We start from the raw sequence: 23,052 nt of genomic DNA on the forward strand, positions 1-23,052 counted from the left end.
CCGGAGCGGCCCTCCGAACCGGCGGTCGCGAATGTTTCTGTCTGGAGTCCACCTTGTCTACGCCCGTGTTGATCGTCGCGTCCGAAGCCCTGCCCCTGGCAAAAACCGGGGGGCTCGGGGACATGCTGAGCGCATTTGCGCCGGCGCTGCAGGGGGCTGGCGTTGAACCGACGATCCTGATGCCCGGCTACCCGGGCGCAATGGCGCAGGCAACCGGGCTGAAGCGCGTCGGCACGCTGAGTGATCTGCCTGGCGGCGACTGCGTGCTGTGGCGCGGCTACATGCCGGATACCGGTGTGCGCGTGCTGCTGCTGCAGAACGATGCACTGTACGATCGCCCGCGCCTGTACCAGGCGGCCGACGGACGGGAGTGGGACGACAATGCACTGCGCTTCGGCACACTGGCCGCCGCCGCTGCCCGCATCGCGCAGGGCGTGCCGGGCGTCAAGCGACCGGCAATCGTGCATGCGCATGACTGGCACGCCGGCTTGACTCCGCTGTACATGAAGCTGTTGGGCGTGACTGACGTGAAGAGCGTCTTCACGATTCACAACCTGGCGTTCCAGGGCAACTATCCGTTGTCGCTCGGCGCGGAACTCGGCTTGCCCGACTGGGTGCTCGAAGCGGGGCCGGACGCCGGCGGCATCGAGTTCTACGGCCAGTTGAGCTTCATGAAGGCCGCCATCCGTTTCGCAGACGCGATCACCACCGTGAGCGAGACCTACGCGCGCGAGATCATGACGCCCCGCTTCGGTCATCTGATGGAAGGCGTGCTGCAGGAAAACGCCCACAAGGTCGTCGGCATCATCAATGGCATCGACGGCGACGTTTGGGATCCGCGCACCGACGCGATGATTTCGCGCACCTACCGCCCTGGCGAAATGCGCGGCAAGAATGCATGCAAGCGTGCGTTGCAGCAGCTGTTCGGCCTGCCCGCGGACCCGTTTGCCCCGCTCATCGCGCTCGGCAGCCGGCTGACCTGGCAGAAGATGGCCGACCTGGCGGTGCACACGCTCGCGTCGCTGCTGGATACTTACCCGCGTCTGCAGGTGGTCGTGCTCGGCCAGGGCGAGGCCGACGCCGAGCAGGCGATGCTGCGCCTGGCGCATGCCCACCCTGACCGCGTCGCCGTCCATATCGGCTACGACGAAAAGCGTGCACACATGTTGCATGCGGGTGCTGACATGCTGTTGCACGGCAGCCGCTTCGAGCCGTGTGGCCTGACGCCGATGTACGCGATGCGCTACGGCACGGTGCCGATCGCCTCGCGTGTCGGCGGCTTGGCCGATTCGATCGTTGACGACGGTCTCGACCCGCGCAACGTCGGCATGCCGCCGGCCCATACGCCGCTTACCGGCTTCCTGTTCGACGGCGAATCGGTGGCAGCGATGCGCGTGGCCTGCGAGCGCGCGATCGACGCGTTCATGCGGCCGGTGTTGTGGCGCATGATCCAGCGCAACGCGATGGAACGCGATTTCAGTTGGGACGGCCCGGTGGCGCGTTTCGCCGATCTGTTCGCGACGCTGGTCGGCATGGAGCACGTTCGCCTCAAGCCGGCCAGGATGTCCCGCGTGCGCCGCAGCCGCAGCAGTGGCGCCGCCAATGATCGCAAGCCGGCCACGGTGTCCGCGACGGCCTAGCAGTCAGCATTGAATCAGCATCAAGGACGGTACCGCCTGCCGCGGCGGTACCCGTCGACCGCGGGGCTCTCCCCGCACCGTTCAGGAGGGTCGCGCGCCCGGAGGAGACCCGCTGCCAAGGCGGACCGGCGAGCGATCCCAGCCCATCCACAAGTCGCGGCGCCGCACGCACGGTGCGCACGGGAGCCGCGACGCGCCACGTGAAGAGCGCCCGATGCCCAATGAATCCGCTTTCGCTCCCCGTATCTACTACGTCTCGCCGCTGTTGATCGGCCCGCTGTCCGCCTGGGACAACCACCTGGACCGCGCCGCAGCAATGGGCTTCGATCACGTGCTGATCGCACCGCCCTTCCTTCCTGGCGCCAGCAACGACATCTTCGTCACCGCCGATCACCAGCGCCTCAATCCGGTCTTCGAAAGCGATCTGCACGTCAACGAGGCGCTGGGCGAGTTGTCCCGCAAGGCGCGCGCGCGTGGCCTGTCGCTGCTGTTGGATATTCCGCTGGATCGCGTCGCGGCCGACGGTGGCCTGGCCGCCGACCATCCGGACTGGTTCGTCGACAGCGTCAGCCACGGTGGTATCGACCCCCGCGCGCACGCCGATCCGCGTCTGGTCCATTACGCGAACTTCGCGCGCCCTGAAAGCGCCGATCGGCTGGTCGACTGGTGGGCGCAGCAGTTGCGCGAATTCCTCGACGCCGGCGTGGTCGGCTTCCGGTTCGACGCGCCGCGCCAGGCGCCGGGCCATATCTGGCGCCGCCTGGCCGCGGCCGTACGCGAGAAGCATCCATTGGCGCGCTTCCTGGCCTGGACGCCCGGCCTGGCGCGGCAGGAACAGATCGCGCTGACCGACGCCGGCTTCGATGCCGTGTTCTCCTCCCTGGCGTGGTGGAACGGCCGCGACAGCTGGTTCCTCGAGGAATACACCGCGCTGTCGCGCGTGGCGCCGCCGATCGCCTTTCCCGAAGAGCCGTACGGCCGCCGCCTCGCGACTTTGATTCCGGATGCGTCCGATCCGGTGATGGTCGAGCGCGCCTACGTCCGTTCGATGCGGGTGGCGAACGTGCTCGGCTGCGGCGTGCTGATCCCGATGGGCTTCGAGTTCGGCGTCGCCGAGGCGCTGAGCCGTGAACACGGTTCGCCCGCGCAATTCACGGCGCTCGCCGAGGCGCCGCCGCTCGATCTGCGCGACGAGATCGCGCGCGTCAACGGGCTGGTCAAGCCGGCGCCGGTGCTCGGCTCGGCCGGCGCCCTGCTGCCGCTCACCGGCCCCGATGCCAAGGTGACGGCCGTGTTGCGCACGCCGCTGAACGACTGGCGGGTGACCGACGAAGCCGCACTGATCCTGATCAATCCGGATCTGCGCCGCGACATCGAAATCGATGGCGGCGATATTCTGGACGGCATCCCCGGCGAATTCACCGAGTTCGCGCCGCTGGCCGATCCGGACGCGGTGTTCCGGCCGCTCGGTCGCCGGCTGCTCGAAGCGGGTGAAGTCCGCGTGTTCGCCGCGCGTCGGCCGGCCAGCATCCGTCAGGTGGCAACCGGCAAGCGCAGCACCAAGGCGGCCGAACGCAAACAGACGACCGAAGCGACGCGTGTGCCGCGCATCGCGATCGAGGACGTCACGCCGGTCGTCGACGGCGGCCGTTTCCCGGCCAAGCGCGTGGTCGGCGAAACCCTGGCGGTCGAGGCCGACGTGTTCCTCGATGGCCACGACCAGCTTTCCGCCGCCGTCCGTTACCGTCCCGCCAGCGCGGATGCCGTCTGGCAGGAAGCGCCGATGCGGGCGCTCGGCAACGACCGCTTCGTCGCCGACGTGCCGCTCGAACGGCTCGGCGCTTACGAGTTCAGCGTGCTGGCCTGGCGCGACAGTTATGGCTCCCTGATCCACCATCTCGAACGCAAGCTGGCGGTGGGACAGGAGGTCAAGCTGGAAGTGGAAGAAGCGCGCTTGCTGATCGCCGCGGTCGCCGACGCGGTGTCCGACGAGGCGAGCGAGACGGAACGCGCCGCGGCCGACAAGCTGCATGAGCTTGGCAAGCGGCTCAAGCGCGCGAAGGACGATGACCGCCTGGCGCTTGTCGTCGACCACGACACCAGCACCTTGATCGCCGCCACCGGCGTGCGTGACTTCTTCACGGCTTCGCCGGTGTATCGCGTGCTGGCCGAGCGCTCGGCCGCGCGCTTCGCGAGCTGGTACGAACTGTTCCCGCGCTCGCAGTCCGGCGACGCCACGCGTCATGGCACTTTCATCGACGTCATTGCGCGCTTGCCGCAGATTGCCGCGATGGGCTTCGACGTGCTGTATTTCCCGCCGATCCATCCGATCGGCCGGGCCAATCGCAAGGGACCGAACAACACCCTCACCGCGGGCCCGGACGACGTGGGTAGTCCGTATGCGATCGGCGACGAGCACGGCGGCCACGACGCGATCCACCCCGAGCTGGGCAGCTTCGACGACTTCCGTGCGCTGCTCGACGCCGCGCACGCGCACGGTCTCGAAGTCGCGCTGGACTTCGCGATCCAGTGCTCGCCCGACCATCCGTGGCTGAAGGAACATCCGACCTGGTTCGCCTGGCGGCCGGACGGCACGCTGCGCTACGCCGAAAATCCGCCGAAGAAATACCAGGACATCGTCAACCCCGATTTCTACGCGGACGACGCGATCCCGGCGCTGTGGCTGTCGCTGCGCGACGTGATCCTGTTCTGGGTCGCCGCCGGCGTGCAGACCTTCCGCGTCGACAATCCGCACACCAAGCCGCTGCCTTTCTGGGAGTGGATGATCGGCGAGGTGCGGCAGCGCCATCCGGAAGTGATCTTCCTGTCCGAGGCCTTCACCCGGCCGAAGGTGATGAACCGGCTCGCCAAGGTCGGCTTCGGCCAGTCGTACACCTATTTCACCTGGCGCGAGACGAAGGACGAACTGACCGAGTACCTGACCCAGTTGTCGACCGGTCCGGAGCGCGAGTTCTTCCGGCCGAATTTCTTCGTCAACACGCCCGACATCAATCCGAAGTTCCTGCAACGCTCCGGCCGTGCCGGCTTCGTGATTCGCGCCGCGCTGGCCGCGACCCTGTCCGGCCTGTGGGGCGTGTACAGCGGCTTCGAACTTTGCGAGGCGGCCGCGCTGCCGAACAGCGAGGAGTATCTCGATTCGGAGAAGTATCAGGTGCGGGTCTGGGACTGGAACCGCGAAGGCAACATCATCGAGGAAATCAGCCTGCTCAACCGGCTGCGTCGGGCCAATCCCGCACTGCACAGCCATCTGAACATCCGCTTTCTGCCCTCGTCGAATCCGAACGTGCTGTTTTTCGAGAAATCGACCCGGGCCCGCGACAACGTCGTGCTGGTCGCGATCACGCTCGATCCGTTCGCCGCCCAGGACGCCGACGTGGAACTGCCGCTGTGGCGCTGGGGCCTGGCCGACGACGCGGCGCTGCGCGCCACCGACCTGGTCAGCGGCGAACGCTTCGAGATGCGCGGCAAGTGGCAGCGTTTGCGCCTGGACCCGGCAGTGCTGCCGTTCGCGATCAGGCGCGTCACTTGCGTGGGAGGCTGGCCGGACGCGCGCGACGCGTGATCGAACCATCGTCAACGCGCGCAGCGGAGCCGGCCTAGGACAAGGAACTCATGAAGAAAAATCTCGAGACGCTCATCAGTGACGATCCGCTCTGGTACAAGGACGCGATCATCTACCAGGTCCACGTCAAGTCGTTTTTCGATGCGAACAATGACGGCGTTGGCGACTTCCCGGGTCTGCTCTCCAAGCTCGACTACATCGCGGAACTGGGTGTCGACGCGATCTGGCTGCTGCCGTTCTACCCGTCGCCACGCCGCGACGATGGCTACGACATCGCCGATTATCGCGGCGTGCATCCCGACTACGGCACGGTCGCGGACTTCAAGCGCTTCGTCAACGAGGCACACGCCCGCGGTCTGCGCGTGATCACCGAGCTGGTCATCAACCACACGTCAGACCAGCATCCATGGTTCCAGCGCGCACGACGCGCGAAGAAGGGTTCGAACCATCGCAATTACTACGTCTGGTCCGACGATGACCAGAAGTACAACGAAACGCGCATCATTTTCTGCGATACGGAAACGTCGAACTGGACGTTCGACCCGGTCGCCGGACAGTACTATTGGCACCGTTTCTACTCTCATCAGCCGGACCTCAACTTCGACCATCCGCCGGTGATGCGCGAAGTGTTGTCCGTGATGCGCTTCTGGCTGGACATGGGCGTCGACGGCTTGCGGCTCGACGCGATCCCGTATCTGATCGAGCGCGACGGCACCAACAACGAAAACCTGCCCGAGACCCACGACGTTCTGAAAAAGATCCGCGCGGAACTGGACGCGCACTATCAGAACCGGATGCTGCTGGCCGAGGCCAACCAATGGCCGGAAGACGTGCAGGAGTACTTCGGGCAAAACGACGAATGCCACATGGCGTTCCACTTCCCGCTGATGCCGCGCATCTACATGGCGATCGCGCGCGAAGACCGTTTCCCGATCACCGACATCATGCGGCAGACGCCGGATCTGCCGGAGGCATGTCAGTGGGCCATCTTCCTGCGCAATCACGACGAGCTGACGCTCGAGATGGTCACCGATAGCGAACGCGACTATCTGTGGAACACCTATGCGAGCGATCGCCGCGCGCGCATCAACCTCGGCATCCGGCGCCGGCTGGCGCCGCTGCTGGAACGCGACCGCCGCCGCATCGAGCTGATCAATTCGCTGCTGCTGTCGATGCCGGGTACGCCGGTGATCTACTACGGCGACGAGATCGGCATGGGCGACAACATCCACCTGGGCGACCGGGACGGTGTGCGCACGCCGATGCAGTGGTCGTCCGACCGCAACGGCGGCTTCTCGCGTGCCGACCCCGAGCAACTGGTGTTGCCGCCGGTGATGGGATCGCTCTACGGCTACGACGCGGTCAACGTCGAGTCGCAGAGCCGCGACCGGCACTCGCTGCTGAACTGGATGCGCAAGATGCTGGCAGTCCGGCGCGCGAAGCACGCGTTCGGCCGCGGCACCATTCGTTTCCTCAAGCCAAGCAATCGGAAGATGCTTGCCTATCTGCGCGAAATGCCGGGCGAGGCGCCGGTCTTCTGCGTTGCCAATCTGTCCAATGCGCCGCAGGCCGTCGAACTGCAGCTGACCGAGTTCGCGGGCCGGGTCCCGGTCGAGCTCACCGGCGATTCCGCATTCCCGCCGATCGGCCAGTTGCCCTACCTGCTCACCCTTCCGCCCTACGGCTTCTATTGGTTCCAGTTGTGTGCCGAGGCGCAACGTCCTACGTGGAGCGCCATGCCATCCGAACAATTGCCGGACTTCCACACCTTCGTGATTCGCAAGGGCGTTCAGTTGCCGAGCGCGAGCGAACAGCAGAAGGTCCTGGAAACCGAAATCCTGCCCGATTACCTGGGCCTGCGCCGCTGGTTCGCATCGAAGGACGCCACGCTCGAACGCGTGCGGCTGATGTACTACACGCCGCTGGTGCGCGGGGAGAACAACCTGCTGCTTGCCGAGGTCGAGGCCGACACGCGCAACAAGCGCGACGGCAGCACGCATACCGACCGCTACTTCCTGCCGCTGGGACTGTCCTGGGATACCTCGGCGACCGCTACCCCGTTGCCGCAGCAACTGGCGCTGGCCCGCGTGCGCAGTGGTCGCACGGTCGGTTTCCTGACCGACGCCTTCTCGCTGGCCGCGCTGCCGTATGCGATCCTCAAGGCGTTCGCCTCGCAGCGCACGGTCGACACGCCGGCCGGCCAGGTGCGCTTCCTGCCCACCGATCGCTTCGCCGAACTCGAGCTGGGCGACGCGGAGTCGCCGGAAATCCGCTGGCTGTCCGCGGAACAGAGCAACAGTTCGCTGGTGATCGACGACACCGCGGTGCTCAAGCTGGTCCGCCGCCTGGTGCCCGGCATTCACCCGGAAGCCGAAATGACGCGCTATCTCACCGAGATCGGCTATCCGAACACCGCGCCGCTGCTCGGTGAGATCGTGCGCGTCGACGCGGAGCAGCAGCCGTGGACGCTGGGCATCATGCAAGGCTTCGTCGAGAACCAGGGTGATGCCTGGAACTGGGCGCTGGACTACCTGAAGCGCGCCGCCGCCGATGTGACGGTGGCCGTCGACGCGGAGCAGCACACGGCCGACCAGGAAGACTATTCCGACTGGCTGTCCGGCTATGCCGCGCAGGCGGCCGTGATCGGACGCCGCCTCGGCGAACTGCACGTCGCGCTGAGCGCGCCGACCGACGATCCGGCCTTCGCCCCCGAGCCCGCGACGCCGGACGACATCGCCGACTGGACCGAGCGATCGCTCGCCTTGCTTGGCCAGGCGCTCGACACGCTGGCCGGCCATCTCGATCATCTCGACGAACATGCCCGCAAGCTCGTCGAGAGCGTGCTGGCACGGCGCGAAGCGCTGGAAGCCACGGTGCGCGGCTTGCTGCCGGCCGATACGGGTGCGCTCAAGACGCGCGTGCATGGCGACTTCCACCTCGGCCAGGTGCTGGTTTCCAGCGCCGACGTCTATCTGATCGACTTCGAAGGCGAGCCCGCCCGCAGCGTCGAGGACCGCCGGCGCAAGACCAGCCCGTACCGCGACGTGGCCGGCCTGATGCGCTCGCTGTCCTACGCCAGCGCGGCCGCGATGCCCAGTGACTCGACGCTGCTGCCCGCGCTCGACCGCCGGCGCGCGATGCTCGAACGCTTCGGCACCGAAGCGCGCGAGCGCTTCCTGGCGGCCTACCGCGAAGCACTGGCCGCCGCGCCGCAGCCGCTGGTCGGTCCGGCCGGCGAACAGGCGCTGCTCGACCTGATGCTGATCGAAAAGGCCTCCTACGAGGTGCGTTACGAGGCGGCGAATCGCCCGAGCTGGATCGGCCTGCCCGCGCGCGGCCTGGCCGGCCTGGCCGCGCGCCTGCTCGGCGACACCCACGACAACACGGCCGCGCACAACGCGACCGACGGAGAACCGAATGCCTGACACCACCAACAAGGCAGGCGCGCAACCCGCCGGGCGCGCCGCGCTGCTGTCCGCGCTCGACGCGTCCTTCTCGCGCGACGAGATCGATGCGCTGCTGCATGCCCGCCACGACAACCCGTTCCGCGTGCTCGGCGCGCATCGCCTCGACGACGGCCGCCGCGTCGTGCGCGCACTATTGCCCGGCGCCCGCAGCGTGCAAGTGGTGGCCCGCGACGATGGCCGTCCGCTTGGCACGCTCACCCACCACGCCGACGATGGCCGCTATGGCTTGTTCACTGGCGAGGTGGCATCCGATGCGCCCTACCTGCTGCGCATCGATTGGGAAGGCACCACGCAGGAAACCGAGGACCCCTACACCTTCGGGGCATTGCTGCCGGACGACGTCCTGCACCAGCTCTCGAACGGCGATGCGGCGGTGGTGAACGAGGCGCTCGGTTCGCGCGCGATGACGGTCGACGGCGTGGCCGGCGTGCGCTTCGCGGTCTGGGCGCCGAACGCGAGCCGGGTGTCGGTGGTCGGCGACTTCAACAGCTGGGACGGCCGTCGTCACCCGATGCGCAAGCGCCATTACGGCGGTGTCTGGGAGATCTTCGTGCCGCGTCTCGGACCGGGCACCCGCTACAAATACGAGATTGCCGGCCGCGACGGGGGCGTGCTGCCGCTGAAGGCCGATCCGCTGGCGCGCCAGACCGAGAAACCGCCCGCGACCGCATCGATCGTTGCCGACCCGACGCCGTTCACCTGGCACGACGACGCATGGCTGGCCGTGCGTTCGGAACGTCAGCGCAGCGGCGCGCCGATCTCGATCTACGAAGTCCATGCCGAGTCGTGGATGCGGATCGAGGAAGACGGCTGGCGCACCTTGAACTGGGAGGAACTCGGCGAACGGCTGATTCCCTACGTCAAGTCGCTCGGCTTCACGCACCTCGAATTCCTGCCGATCGCCGAGCATCCGTTCGGCGGCTCGTGGGGCTATCAGCCGCTCGGCCAGTTCGCCCCGTCGGCGCGTTTCGGCACGCCGCAGCAGTTCGCCGCTTTCGTCGACCGCTGCCACGCCGAATCGCTCGGCGTGATCCTCGACTGGGTCCCGGCACACTTCCCCAACGACGCGCACGGCCTGATCCAGTTCGACGGCACGCCGCTCTACGAACACGCGGATCCGCGGGAAGGCTACCACCAGGACTGGAATACGATGATCTACAACCTCGGCCGTAACGAGGTGGGTGGATTCCTGGCGGCGAGTGCGCTGAACTGGCTCGAACACTTTCACGTCGACGGTCTGCGCGTCGACGCCGTCGCTTCGATGCTGTACCGCGACTACAGCCGCAAGGCCGGCGAGTGGGTGCCGAACGTCTACGGCGGACGCGAGAATCTGGAATCGATCGCCTTCCTGCGCCGGCTCAACGACGACGTGAAGCGCCGCTGCCCGGGCACGATCACGATCGCCGAGGAATCGACCGCCTGGCCGGGCGTCACGGCTCCGGTCGACCAGGGCGGCCTGGGCTTCGACTTCAAATGGAATATGGGCTGGATGCACGACACGCTCGACTACATGTCGCGTGACCCGCTCTATCGCAGCCATCACCACCACGAGATGACGTTCTCGATGGTGTATGCGTACTCCGAGCGCTTCGTGCTGCCGCTGTCGCACGACGAAGTCGTGCATGGCAAGGGCTCGCTGCTCGGCAAGATGCCAGGCGACCGCTGGCAGCGCTTTGCCAACCTGCGTGCCTACCTGTCGTTCATGTGGACCCACCCCGGCAAGAAGCTGCTGTTCATGGGCGGCGAACTGGGACAGCTCGCGGAGTGGAATCACGACCAGTCGCCGCATTGGCATCTGCTCGAGGATGCGCTGCATGCCGGCATGCAGCGCCTGGTCGGCGACCTGAACCGCCTGTACACCAGCGAGCCGGCACTCTATGAGCGCGACGACGACCCGTCGGGTTTTGGCTGGCTGATCGGCGACGATGCGGCGAACAGCGTGTTCGCGTTCCGACGCATCGCGGCAGGCCGCGAACTAGTCGTGGTCGTCAACCTCACGCCGGTGTTGCGCGAGGGCTATCGGGTCGGCTTGCCGCGCGACGGCCACTGGCAAGAGGTGTTCAACAGCGATGCGTCGATCTACGGTGGCTCGAACCGCGGCAACGGCGGCGGCCTGCACGCGGAGCATGACGGACGCCACGGCCAGCCGTTCTCGGCGGCGGTAACGCTGCCGCCGCTTGGTTGCGTGATGTTCAGCTCGGTCGATCCCGGCCACGCGCGCTGATGAGGCATTGGCCGCCCGACAGGCTCGCCGCCGGTCTGCCTTATCCGCTCGGCGCGACCTGGGACGGCCTCGGCTGCAACTTCGCGGTGTTTTCAGCGCATGCCGAGCGGATCGAAGTGTGTCTGTTCGATCCGGCCGGGCGCCGCGAGGTTGCGCGCCTGGCGCTGCCCGAATGCACCGACGACGTCTGGCATGGCTACCTGCCCGGGGCACAACCCGGGCAACTCTACGGCTTGCGTGCGTACGGCCCCTACCAGCCGCACGCCGGTCATCGGTTCAACCCTCACAAGCTGCTGCTCGACCCCTACGCCCGGCAGCTCGCCGGCCGCCTGCGCTGGAGCGACGCGCTGTACGCGTTCCGGCCGACGTCGAGTCGCGCCGACCTTTCGTTCGATCGACGCGACAGCGCACCGGCGATGCCCAAGGCGGTGATCGTCGATCCGGCGCGGCCCGACACCGGCGACCGCCCGCCCGGCCATGCGTGGCAGGACACGGTGATCTACGAGGCGCACGTGCGGGGCGCGTCAATGCTGCGGCGCGACCTGCTGCCGCCCTTGCGCGGCACCTTCGCCGCGCTGGCCGACCCGGTCCAGATCGATCATCTGCATCGTCTGGGCGTCACCGCGATCGAACTGCTGCCGGTGCAGGCCTTCGCACAGGACCGGTTCCTGGTGCAGCGCGGCCTCGGCAATTACTGGGGCTACAGCACGCTGTCGTACTTCGCGCCCGAACCGCGCTACATCGCCGACCAGGCCGGCCATCATGCCGCCGACGAATTCCGTCTCGCCGTTCGACGTTTTCATGCGGCGGGCATCGAGGTCATTCTCGACGTGGTCTACAACCATACGTGCGAGAGCAACGAACTGGGACCGACGCTGTCGTGGCGTGGTCTCGACAACGCGAGCTACTATCGGCTGCTGCCGGGCGAACCGCGGCACTACGAGAACGTCACCGGTTGCGGCAATACCCTCAATCTGTCGCATCCGCGCGTGCTGCAGATGGTGATGGATTCGCTTCGCCACTGGGCACTGGTCTATGGCATCGACGGTTTTCGTTTCGATCTGGGCAGCACGCTCGGCCGCGAGGCGCATGGCTTCGACCCGGGCGCGGGCTTTTTCGATGCGATCCGCCAAGACCCGGTGCTCGCCACCCGCAAGCTCATCTCTGAGCCCTGGGACATCGGCCCCGGCGGCTATCAGTTGGGCGAGCACCCGTCGGGCTTCGCCGAATGGAACGATCGCTTTCGCGACGGCGCGCGCCGCCTGTGGCGGGGCGATCCCTACGCGCGGCAGGAGTTCGCCGCGCGGCTGAGCGGCTCGGCCGACCTCTTCGGGCGCCCGCATCGGCGGGCATGGGCGTCGGTCAATTTCGTCGCTTGTCATGACGGCTTCCCGCTCGCGGATCTGGTCGCTTATGCCCACAAGCACAACGACGCGAACGGTGAAGACGGCCGCGACGGGCACGACGACAACGCCAGCAGCAACTGGGTGCCGCCGGCCGGCAACGATCCCGCGCACGACGGTCCCAGCGACGACCCTGCCGTGAACGAAACGCGCGCGCGCGTGGCGCGGGCGCTGGTGGCGATGCCGTTCCTGTCGCTGGGGACACCGATGATCCTGGCCGGCGACGAGTTCGGACACAGTCAACGCGGCAACAACAACGCGTACTGTCAGGACAACCCGATTTCCTGGCTCGATTGGCAGCAGGCCCGCGGCGAAGCGGCTCGCACGATGACCGATTTCGTTGCGCGTCTGACGGCCCTGCGGCGCGCCTATCCGCTGCTGCGGCGCGATCGCTTCCTGAGCGGCACCGAGACATGGTTGCCGGGCGTGCACGATGTCGACTGGTTCGATCCAGGTGGTACACCGCTGACCCCGGCCGCGTGGCAAGACCCGACGCAGCGCGCGTTCCAGTGCCGGCGCGCCGGTGAATCGCGCACTGGCGGTGTGGATGTCCTCACCCTGCTCTGCAATCCGGAGCCGGTCCCGCTGCCGTTTCGGCTTCCCGAGCCGACGCTGCGTTGGCGCAAGGTGCTGGATTCCGCCGCGCCGGGCGAACCGAGCGGACCGGTCGACGGTACGACCGTGTCGGTGGCCGCGCACAGCGTCGTGGTCGTCGCCGCCGTCGCACGAGACGGCGCGCATCGGCACGGCCACGCCGCGCCGCTCGCGCCGTCCAGCGCATCGTCGGACGCGTCGTGAAGCGCTTTGCGGCGCGCCTCGCATGCGCACCGGCACGCTGCCGCGCGCGGCGGCGGCGCGGCAATTTTGCATGGCCTGGGAATTGCTGCGCTGACGGGTCTCGCACGCCGCCGTTGCCGCTTGCGTGGAGGCCAGCGCATGCCGCGGACGCTTTCCGTCCCGCCGATGCGCCGCTTGGCCATGGCCGAACCGTCCGCGACGATGCAGGTCGTCGCGTTACCCAAAGCATTCAGGAATCGAAAGCATGTCCGTCCAACCGTTGAGCCGGCAGCGCCGGCACTTCGCGCGCACCCTGCCCTTCGGGGCCGAAATCGTCCAACGCGGTGCGCATCCGCGTACGCGCTTTCGATTCTGGGCACCGAGCGCGCAAACCGTTGCCGTCGCGCTCGAGAACGGCCCGAAGCTGCCGATGGCCGCTGCGGGCGATGGCTGGTTCGAGGCCGAGGCCGATTGCGGCGCCGGCACGCGCTATCGTTACCAGGTCGACGATTCGCTGAACGTTCCGGACCCGGCCTCGCGCTTCCAGCCCGACGACCTGGACGGGCCGAGCATGGTCGTGGATCCGCATGGCTACGAGTGGCAGCAGCCGACGTGGGCCGGCCGGCCCTGGCGCGAAACCGTCCTGTATGAACTGCACGTTGGCGCGTGCGGCGGCTATACCGGCGTGCAGGCGCGTCTGCCTGAACTGACGGAACTGGGCGTTACCGCGATCGAACTGATGCCGATCAACGATTTCAAGGGGCGGCACAACTGGGGCTACGACGGCGCGCTGCCGTTCGCGCCGGATTCGGCCTACGGCACGCCCGACGAACTGAAGGCCTTGATCGATGCCGCGCACGGCCTCGGGTTGATGGTTTTCCTGGATGTCGTCTACAACCACTTCGGGCCGACCGGCAATTACCTGCCGACCTATGCGAAGTCGTTCTTCAAGGAAGGGGTCGACACGCCGTGGGGCGCGGCCATCGACTTCGATCGCCAGCAAGTGCGCGATTTCTTCTTCGACAACGCGCTGTACTGGCTCAACGAATACCGCTTCGATGGGCTGCGTTTCGACGCGGTGCATGCAATCAACAATGACGGCTGGCTGCGCGAACTCGCGCAACGTGTGCGCGGCGGCGTCGAGCGCGGCCGCCATGTCCATCTGGTACTGGAAAACGAGGGCAACACGGCATCGCTGCTGGGTGACGATCGTTTCGACGCGCAGTGGAGCGACGACTCGCACAATACGCTGCACGTGCTGTTGACCGGCGAGACCGAGAGCTATTACGAAGCGTTTGCGCAGGACCCGGCACGCAAGCTGGCGCGGCTGCTGGCCGAGGGCTTCGTCTACCAGGGCGAGGCGTCGCCGATCCACGACGGCGAGACCCGCGGCGAGCCGAGCGCGCACCTGCCGCCCACCGCGTTCGTGCTGTTCCTGCAGAATCACGACCAAGTCGGCAATCGGGCCTTTGGCGAACGCCTGACCCGCCTGTGTGCGCCGGATGCGCTGCGCGCCGCGACCCTGCTCATGCTGCTGTCGCCGCAGATCCCGATGCTGTTCATGGGCGAAGAATACGGGTCGGAGGATCCGTTTCTGTTCTTCACCGACTACGAGGGCGAGCTGGCCGACGCGGTACGCGAAGGCCGCCGCCGTGAATTCGCGAAGTTCGCCGCGTTCAACGATCCGGAGCGGCGCGAACGGATCCCGGACCCGAACGACCACCGCACGTTCGCGGCCTCCCGCGCGATGCCGGCCGACGCCAACGGCGCCGGCGAGACCAACGCCACGCTCGATGCCTGGCGGCGCTTCTACCGCCGCGGTCTGGCGCTGCGTCACGCGCAGATCGTGCCGCGCCTGGAGGACGCGCGCGCCACCGGCGCGCGCGCGCTGAGCGACAAGGCGGTCTTTGCGCAATGGCGAATGAACGACGCCACCACGCTGAGCATCGCGCTCAATCTCGGCGATGACGCGCTGTCCCAAGGCGACGGCCTGCCAGGCGAGGTGCCGCCAAACACCTGCCTGGTCTGGCTGGGCGATGCGCTGCTCGCGTCGTCGGCGGAGCTCGGCCGGGACGACGCGGAGACGATGGAATGAGCGGCGCGAAAGCCAAGGCGTCTGCCGAAACGACTACGGCGCGGCCGACGCCGCTGGACGCGCTGGCGCACGCCGCTGGCCTGCTGACCGAGTGGCAGGACGCGGCTGGCCGTACACAGCGGCTGGCGCCCGCCGCGCAGCGCAATCTGCTGGAGCGGCTCGGGCTGCCTGCCGGAGACGATGCGGCCTGCGCGACATCGCTGCGTCAACTCGAAGCCGAGGCACGCGTGCTGCCGCCCCTGGTGACGGCCGAAGTGAACGTCCCGCTGGTCGTGCCGGCACTGCCGCCGGGCCGCGGCTATACGATTCGCTTCGAGGGTGGCGGCAGTCAGGAAGGCAAGGTCGAGGCCGGTGGCGCACTCGCGCCGGTCGCCGAGATCGGCTATCACCGGCTGTCGTGCGAGGACCTGGAGTGCACGCTGGCGGTGGCGCCAGCCCGTTGCTATGCGGTGACCGACGCCTGTCGCGACAGTCAGGATGCCCGCCTCGACATGCCCGACGGCCCCGCCCAGCCGCTCGACCGGCGCCCCTGGGGCATCGGCGTGCAGGTCTACGGTCTGCGTGGCAGCGGCGCGCGGCAAGCGCTGGGTGTCGGCGACTATACGGCGCTCGCGGACTTCGCCGAGCGTGCCGCGCATGCCGGCGCCGCGGCAGTAGCGATCAGCCCGCTGCACGCGATGTTCGCCGCGGCGCCGGAAAAGTTCAGCCCGTACGCACCGTCGAGTCGACTGCTGTTGAACACGCTGCACATCGATCCGGCCGCGACGTTCGGAACGGAATGGGTCGAGCGCGCGATCGCCGAACAGGACTTGAGCGAGTGCTTCGCCGAACTGGATCGCGCCGAGTTCGTCGACTGGCCAGGCGTCGCAGTCGCACGCGACAGCCTGCTGCGCGCCTTGTTCAAACGCTGGCGCGCGACGCCGGACCATCCGTCGCACGAAGACTTCGCGCGCTTCCGGGAGGAAGGCGGCGACACGCTGGAGGATCACGCGCGCTTCGAGGCCATCGCCCAACAGCATCCGGGACACTGGCGCGACTGGCCGGAAGGCCTGCGCGGCCCGCGTGCGCCGCAGGTGGCCAGCTTCGCCTCGACGCATCGCGACGAAGTGGATTACCACGTCTTCCTGCAATGGCTTGCCGACGGCGGCTTGGCGGACGCACAGCGGCGCGCACGCGACAGCGGCATGCCGATCGGCCTGATCGCCGACCTTGCGGTCGGCACCGACGGCGCCGGCAGTCACTCGTGGAGTTTTCCCGCAGCGATGCTGAACGGCTTTTCGGTCGGCGCACCGCCCGACCTGTTCAACAAATCCGGACAGTCGTGGGGACTGACGACGTTTGCGCCGCGCGCCCTCGGCGCGCAGGGCTTCGCGCCATTCATCGCGATGCTGCGCGCCGCGATGCGGCACGCCGGCGGTATTCGCATCGACCACATTCTCGGCCTGCGGCGTCTGTGGCTGGTCCCGGAAGGCGAGGAAGCCAGCCGCGGCGGCTACCTGCGTTATCCGCTCGAAGACCTGCTGCGGCTCACCGCGCTCGAATCGGTGCGGCACCGCGCGGTCGTGGTCGGCGAGGATCTGGGCACCGTCCCGCCCGGCCTGCGCGATGCGCTGGCCGATGCGGGCCTGCTGGGCATGCGCGTGCTCTGGTTCGAACGCGGGGACCTTGACGCGGACGATGCAGACGGCGGCGAGACGGTTCCCGACGTCGACGCGGCGCGGCACGGCGAGGAAGCGGCTGCGGCAACCGATGCGGCAGCGGATGCGGCGCCGGACGACGATACCGACGACAGCGCGGTCAGCGCGTTCCTGCCGCCTGCCGCGTGGGACCGGAATGCGCTGGCGATGACCAGCACGCACGACCTGCCGACGCTGGCGGGCTGGTGGCGCGGTCACGACATCGACTGGCGCGAGCGCGCCGGCCAGATCGATGCCGCCGCGCGTGCCGAGGAGGAACGCCAACGCGCGAAGGACCGCGAGGCATTGCGCGAGGCGCTGGTCGACGCGGGTTGCCTGCCGCCGGCCGGCCGGCGCGCGGCTGCCGACGCCGAGGTCACCGATGGAGTCACCGATGACGTCACCGATGACGTCACCGAAGGCGCCGGCAGCGATGCCAACGGCGACGCGGTCGTAGACGCCGCGTTGACCTTCGTCGCCTCGACGCCGGGCGAGCTGGCGATCTTTCCGCTGGAGGATCTGCTCGGCCTGCCCGACCAACCCAACCTGCCGGGCCCGGACACCGGTCACCCGAACTGGCGCCGCCGCAGTAGCGGCGACACCGCACTGAGTCTCGACGCCGAGGCCGTGCGTCGCCGCATCGCCCTGATCAACCGCGCTCGCGAGCGCTTCGACGCCTGACCGAAACATGATCCACTCGACCCTGCGTCTCCAGTTTCACCGCGACTTCACGTTCGACGACGCGCTCGCTCACGTCGACTACTTCGCCCGTCTCGGCGTCAGCCACGTGTATGCGTCGCCGATCACCCGCGCGGAGCCAGGCTCGACCCACGGTTATGACGTGGTCGACTACGACTGCGTCAATCCGGAGCTGGGTGGCGAGGACGCGCTGCGCCGTTTTGTCGCCGCGTTGCGCGAGCGTGGTCTCGGCCTGATCGTCGACTTCGTGCCGAATCACATGGGGGTGGGCGGCGCCTCGAACGGCTGGTGGCTCGACGTCCTCGAGTGGGGACGCCACAGCGATCACGCACGGCACTTCGACATCGACTGGCATTCCCCGGATCCGGCGCTGCGCGGCAAGATGCTGGCGCCTTTTCTGGGCCGACCATATGGCGAGGTGCTCGCCGCGGGCGATCTGAAGCTGCGCTACGACGAGGACGACGCCCGTTTCGTGATCGACTATTTCACGAATCGCTTCCCGATCTGCCCGAGCGACTACGCGTTCATCCTCGGCAACGGCGCAGCGCTCGCCGAACATGCATCGGCGTTCGAACGCGTTGGCGAGCAGGTCGACCGTGCCGGCGCCGAGCAGGCGCGGCAGCGGCTGCGCGCATTCGCGCGCACCGATGCCGGCCAACAGGCGGTGGCTCACGCGGTTCGGGCATTCGACGCCGGCAATCGAGAAGGCGGCGAGCAACTCCATCGCCTGCTCGAGCGGCAATGCTACCGGCTCGCCTGGTGGCGCACGGCGGCCGACGAAGTCAACTGGCGCCGCTTTTTCGATATCAGCACGCTGGCCGGCATCAAGGCCGAGCGGCCGGAAGTGTTCGACGACAGCCACGCGCTGATCCTCCGTTTGTACCGCGAGGGCCTGATCGACGGCATTCGTCTGGACCACGTCGACGGCCTGGCCGAGCCGCGTGAATACTGCCAGCGCCTGCGCCAGCGGCTCGACGCGCTGCATCCGCAACGCCCGGCCGAACTGCAGGCGCTGCCGCCCTATGTCGTGATCGAAAAGATTCTCGGCCGCGGCGAGCGTCTGCGTGGCGACTGGCAGGTCGACGGCACGACCGGCTACGACTTCATGAACGACGTCGGCGCGTTGCTGCACGACCGCCGTGGCGCGGCGCCGCTTGCCGCGCTCTGGCAGCGCATCTCGGGCCGCCCGGCCGAGTTCGCCGACGAGATGCTGCCGGCCAAGCGCAAGATCCTCGCCGAGAACCTGTCGGCCGAACTGCTGCGCCTGACCCGCGCGCTGCACAAGATCGCGCGTGACGACCAAGCCACCCGCGACTACTCTTGCACGGCGATCCAGCGCGTCTTGACCGAGCTGCTGGTGCATTTCCCGGTGTATCGCGTCTACCCGGTCGACGGCGTGCGCAGCGACGAAGACGAACGCTATTTCGCGGTGGCTCGCGAGGGCGCGCGACAGACCTTGCGCCGCGCCGATCATGAACTGCTCGACGTATTGGACCAATGGCTGGGCCGCGCGGATGCGGCCGCGGGCTTTGCCAGCGTCGCGCAGCGACGCGCAGCGCTGGGTCTCTTCTCGCAATTGACATCGCCGGTTGCCGCCAAGTCGGTGGAGGACACCGCCTGCTACCGCTACGGTCGGCTGTTGTCGCGCAACGAGGTCGGCGCCGATCCAGACGATTTCGCGCTGTCGTTCGAGGCCTTCCACGCCGGCAACGCGGAGCGTGCGGCGCGCTTCCCACGCGCGATGCTGACCACCGCGACGCACGATCACAAGCGTGGCGAGGACGTACGGGCGCGAATCGCGGCGCTCAGCGAAGTGCCTGCCTGGTGGGGCGCGCGCGTAAATGCCTGGGCGACGATGAACGCGGCGGTGCGCCGCGGCGCGGCGGCAGCCGGTAATGCACCCGGTAATGCAGTCGGTAATGCATCCGACAATGCGTCGGGCGGCACGTCTTCCGAAGCGCGCGATCCGGCTGGGGCGCCGCGCACGCCCGACTCATGGGCACCCGGCGCCGGTCCAGAGGCGATGCTGTATCAGATGCTGCTCGGCGCCTGGCCGCTCGATCTGCGCGCGGACGATGCCGACGGCGTGCAACGATTCGCCGAACGCATCTGGGCCTGGTTCGAGAAAGCACTGCGCGAGGCCAAGCTGGAGACCGATTGGTTCGCCCCGAACGAGGATTACGAGAAAGCCAGCCGGGAGTTCGTGTTCGCGATTCTCTCACCTACGCGCAGCGCCGCTTTCCTGGCCAGCCTCGCTGAAGCGGTCGCGGCGATTGCACCGCTCGGCGCGCTCAACGGCCTTGCGCAAACGGTCCTGCGCCTGACCGCCCCTGGCGTGCCCGATCTTTACCAGGGCACGGAATACTGGGACGAGAGTCTGGTCGATCCGGACAACCGGCGGCCGGTCGACTATGCGCAACGCGACCAGACGCTCGACGACCGCGCCCCGGCAGCCGCGCTGGCCAACTGGCACGACGCGCGGGTCAAGCAGGCCGTCGTGCGCCGCGCGCTGCAACTGCGGCAACTGGCGCCGACGCTGTTCGTGGGCGGCCGCTATACGCCCGTGCCGCTGGGCGGTGCGCACGCCGACCGCGCGCTGGCCTTCCTGCGCCAGCACGAAGGCCAGGCCGCGCTGGTCGTCGTCAGCCTGCATGCGGCCCCGCTGCTCGGCCTGCGGGATCAAGCCGACGCGGCAACAGGCCCGGAAGCACTGCCGCGCGTGCCGGCGCAGCACTGGGGCGACACGGCGGTGGTACTGCCCGCTCAAGCTGGCTTGGCGCAGGGTGAATGGTTCGACTGGTTCAGCGACCGCACGCTGGTGGTGCGGGATGGAGCCCGCCTGCCGCTCGCGACGCTGCTCGATGACTTCGGCTTTGCGTTGCTGAGCAACGTACGGCCGCACTGAAGCAGCCCGACTGGAACGGACGGAACCAGCCGGACCCGGACACGGCAGGACGCGGCAAGACGCGGCAGGACCCGGCAAGACGGTCGGACGGGCTGGCCCGGCAAGGCCGTCCCGTCCGGCAGGCCCCGGACGCCGTGCTTATAATGATTTCCAACGTGGCGAAGTCCACGTGTTTTTGTTTTTCCGCTGGCCTTCGGGTCAGCGCACAGGAGCCCGAACTTGTCTTCTTCAACCGGCGATCCCGCCGCGCCGACGGCGCCTTTGACCTCCCAGTCGGCGGTGCCGCCCGCGGATCTCGCGCAGGCCTACGACCGCGAACGCGCCGAACGGGTCCGCGCCGAAGCCGCCGTTTTCGAACGGGACCAGATGCTGTCCATCCTGTCGCATGATCTGCGCGGGCCGCTGAACGCGATCCACAGCTGGAGTCATGTGCTCGAACGCAAGGTGGACCTGAGCGACCCGGGCGTGCAACGTGCGTTGGGCGGCGTACGCACCGGCGTCGAGCAGCAGGTGCGCCTGATTGAGGAAGTGGTCGATGCCACACGTCAGGCGACGCGTCATCTGCAGATCGCGCGTCGGCCCGTGGAGTTGAGCGCCCTGCTCCCCACCGTCGTCGCGAATGTGCGCGACACGGTCGGGCGCGCCCGCAATGTCAGCATCGGGGAACAACCGATGAGCGCCCCGCAGCAGGCGGAGTTCGACGCCGAACGCGTCTGGCAGGCGGTGTGGGTGATGCTGGACTACGGCGTGACGCGGACCGCCTCGCACGGTTCGATCGCGATCGACAGCGCGGCGGGCAGCGGAAACTGGACCGTGCTGGTCGAGTTCACCGCCGAGGACAACGAGGCCGCGCCGATGCGTGCCGATCAACTGCCGCCGGCGCTGACCCTGCCGCTGCGCGTCGCGGAAGCGCACGGCGGGCACCTGACGATGATCCGCAACGAGGGCGCCGCTTTCGCGCAGCAACTGCGCCTGTCCTTGCCGCTCTTTGCGCCGCCGCAGGTGAGCAAGGTCTGAGCGATATTTGAGACGAGGCGGCAGCGCGACGGTGCGCCTGCGAAGCCGCCTCCGCTGCGCGGGAGCGGCCCGCCCGCAACCCGACGGCCTCGTCGAACCCCGGCGCCGTGCACACTGGCGCCGGTGCGCCGCGACCGATCCCGTTGCGCGTCGCCACCAGCCCCTGGCAACGTTCGCGTTCGTTCAGGACGCCGCCAGGCCGCGCGCCAGGTCCGCCTGCAGGTCGGCGACATTCTCCAGACCGACCGCCACGCGCAGCAGTCCTTCGGTGACGCCGGCTGCCTCGCGGGCTTCCGGCGAGATACGGCCGTGCGTCGTCGTCGCCGGGTGGGTGATCGTGGTGCGCGTATCGCCGAGGTTCGCCGTGATCGAACACACGCGCGTGTTGTCGATTATGGCCCAGGCGCGCTGACGCTGGCGCTCCGGCGTGTCGCCCGCCACTTCGAAGGACACCACTGCGCCGCCGGTGCGCTGCTGGCGCATCGCGATCTCGTGCTGCGGATGCGACGGCAGACCCGGATAGAAGACGCGCTTGATGCCAGGCTGCTGTTCGAGCCACTGGGCGAGCGCCAGCGCATTCGCGGACTGCCGCTCGATGCGAATCGCGAGCGTTTCCATGCCGCGCAGCAGTACCCAGGCGTTGAACGCCGACAGCGTCGGACCCGCGGTACGCACGAACGGAAACACCTTCTTCAGAACGAAATCGTTCGAGCCGACGATCGCTCCGCCCAACACCCGGCCCTGTCCGTCGAGATATTTGGTGGCCGAATGCACGACGATGTCGGCGCCGAGCTTCAGCGGCTGCTGCAGCGCCGGCGAGCAAAAACAGTTGTCGACCATCAGCAGGCTGCCCGCCGCGTGCGCGATCTCCGCGACCGCGCGGATGTCGACCACCTCGGTCAGCGGATTCGATGGCGTTTCAAGGAAATACAGACGCGTGTTCGGACGGGCCGCGTCACGCCACGCATCGAGATCGGTGGGATCGACGAAGGTGGTTTCGATGCCGAAGCGCGGGAAGATGCCGCCGATCAGCTGCATCGTCGAGCCGAACAGGCTGCGCGAGCTGACGACGTGGTCACCGGCATTGAGGCTCGCCATGAACACCGAAAGAATCGCGCTCATCCCGGACGCGGTCGCCATGCACGCCTCGCCGCCTTCGAGCGCCGCCAGGCGGTCCTGGAACATCGACACGGTGGGATTGGTGACGCGCGAATAGGTGAACGCGTTCTCCGCGTCGGCGAAGCGCTCCGCGGCCTGCGCGGCGTTCTCGAAACAGAAGCTCGAGGTCAGGAACAGCGCTTCGGCGTGTTCGTTGAATTCGGTGCGACGGCTGCCGGCGCGAACGGCCAGCGTATCGAAATTGAGCTCTTCCATCCTGTTCTCGCAAGGACGCCGGTCCGACGGACCGGCTAAAAAACAAACGGGCCCGCTTGCGAGACGGCACTACGGCAGCATGGCAGCGGGCACGTGTGCGAACACGATGGAAAGCCCCGCTTTAGCTGTTTCGGGACCTTCGTCCCACGTCCGCAAGCTGGTTCAAATCGACGTGCGCGGCGCGCGGCCGCA

Annotated in this window: 10 protein-coding genes; 9 read left to right on the forward strand and 1 reads right to left on the reverse strand. The window is 68.0% G+C overall.

Annotated features, from left to right (window positions below; translation table 11 throughout):
* Positions 1-53 precede the first annotated feature (53 nt).
* From glgA to BLU54_RS06825, 9 genes are all read left to right on the forward strand, one after another.
* A complete protein-coding gene (glgA, locus tag BLU54_RS06785) occupies positions 54-1,640 on the forward strand; it encodes a glycogen synthase GlgA (protein ID WP_091906320.1) in 1,587 nt (528 codons plus the stop codon).
* A 214-nt stretch (positions 1,641-1,854) separates the two neighbouring features.
* A complete protein-coding gene (locus tag BLU54_RS06790; protein ID WP_091906322.1) occupies positions 1,855-5,223 on the forward strand; it encodes a maltotransferase domain-containing protein in 3,369 nt (1,122 codons plus the stop codon).
* Between the two features lie 50 nt (positions 5,224-5,273).
* Complete coding sequence (gene treS / locus BLU54_RS06795; protein ID WP_091906324.1) at positions 5,274-8,648, forward strand: maltose alpha-D-glucosyltransferase; 3,375 nt, start codon at positions 5,274-5,276, stop codon at positions 8,646-8,648.
* Complete coding sequence (gene glgB / locus BLU54_RS06800; protein WP_091906327.1) at positions 8,641-10,914, forward strand: 1,4-alpha-glucan branching protein GlgB; 2,274 nt, start codon at positions 8,641-8,643, stop codon at positions 10,912-10,914. The genes treS and glgB overlap by 8 nt, the downstream gene beginning before the upstream one ends.
* A complete protein-coding gene (gene glgX, locus BLU54_RS06805; protein ID WP_091906330.1) occupies positions 10,914-13,115 on the forward strand; it encodes a glycogen debranching protein GlgX in 2,202 nt (733 codons plus the stop codon). The genes glgB and glgX overlap by 1 nt, the downstream gene beginning before the upstream one ends.
* A gap of 244 nt (positions 13,116-13,359) precedes the next feature.
* On the forward strand, positions 13,360-15,189 hold the full coding sequence (gene treZ, locus BLU54_RS06810; protein ID WP_091906332.1) for a malto-oligosyltrehalose trehalohydrolase: 1,830 nt from the start codon (positions 13,360-13,362) through the stop codon (positions 15,187-15,189).
* A complete protein-coding gene (gene malQ / locus BLU54_RS06815) occupies positions 15,186-17,546 on the forward strand; it encodes a 4-alpha-glucanotransferase (protein WP_091906334.1) in 2,361 nt (786 codons plus the stop codon). Before treZ ends, malQ begins: the two co-directional genes overlap by 4 nt.
* Positions 17,547-17,553: 7 nt before the next feature.
* The gene (gene treY / locus BLU54_RS06820; RefSeq protein ID WP_091906337.1) at positions 17,554-20,469 is read left to right on the forward strand and encodes a malto-oligosyltrehalose synthase; all 2,916 of its coding nucleotides are present in this window, start codon (positions 17,554-17,556) and stop codon (positions 20,467-20,469) included.
* Between the two features lie 219 nt (positions 20,470-20,688).
* Entirely contained in the window at positions 20,689-21,486 is a 798-nt protein-coding gene (locus BLU54_RS06825; RefSeq protein ID WP_235837823.1) for a sensor histidine kinase, read from the forward strand.
* 183 nt (positions 21,487-21,669) lie between these two features.
* On the opposite strand, the gene BLU54_RS06830 is transcribed toward BLU54_RS06825, so the two are convergent.
* Positions 21,670-22,860: an O-succinylhomoserine sulfhydrylase gene (locus tag BLU54_RS06830; protein ID WP_091906339.1), complete on the reverse strand. Its 1,191-nt coding sequence runs from the start codon at positions 22,858-22,860 to the stop codon at positions 21,670-21,672.
* Between the last annotated feature and the right edge of the window lie 192 nt (positions 22,861-23,052).

Origin of the sequence: Chitinasiproducens palmae, from assembly GCF_900095735.1 — a bacterium.
Taxonomy (GTDB): Bacteria; Pseudomonadota; Gammaproteobacteria; order Burkholderiales; family Burkholderiaceae; genus Chitinasiproducens; species Chitinasiproducens palmae.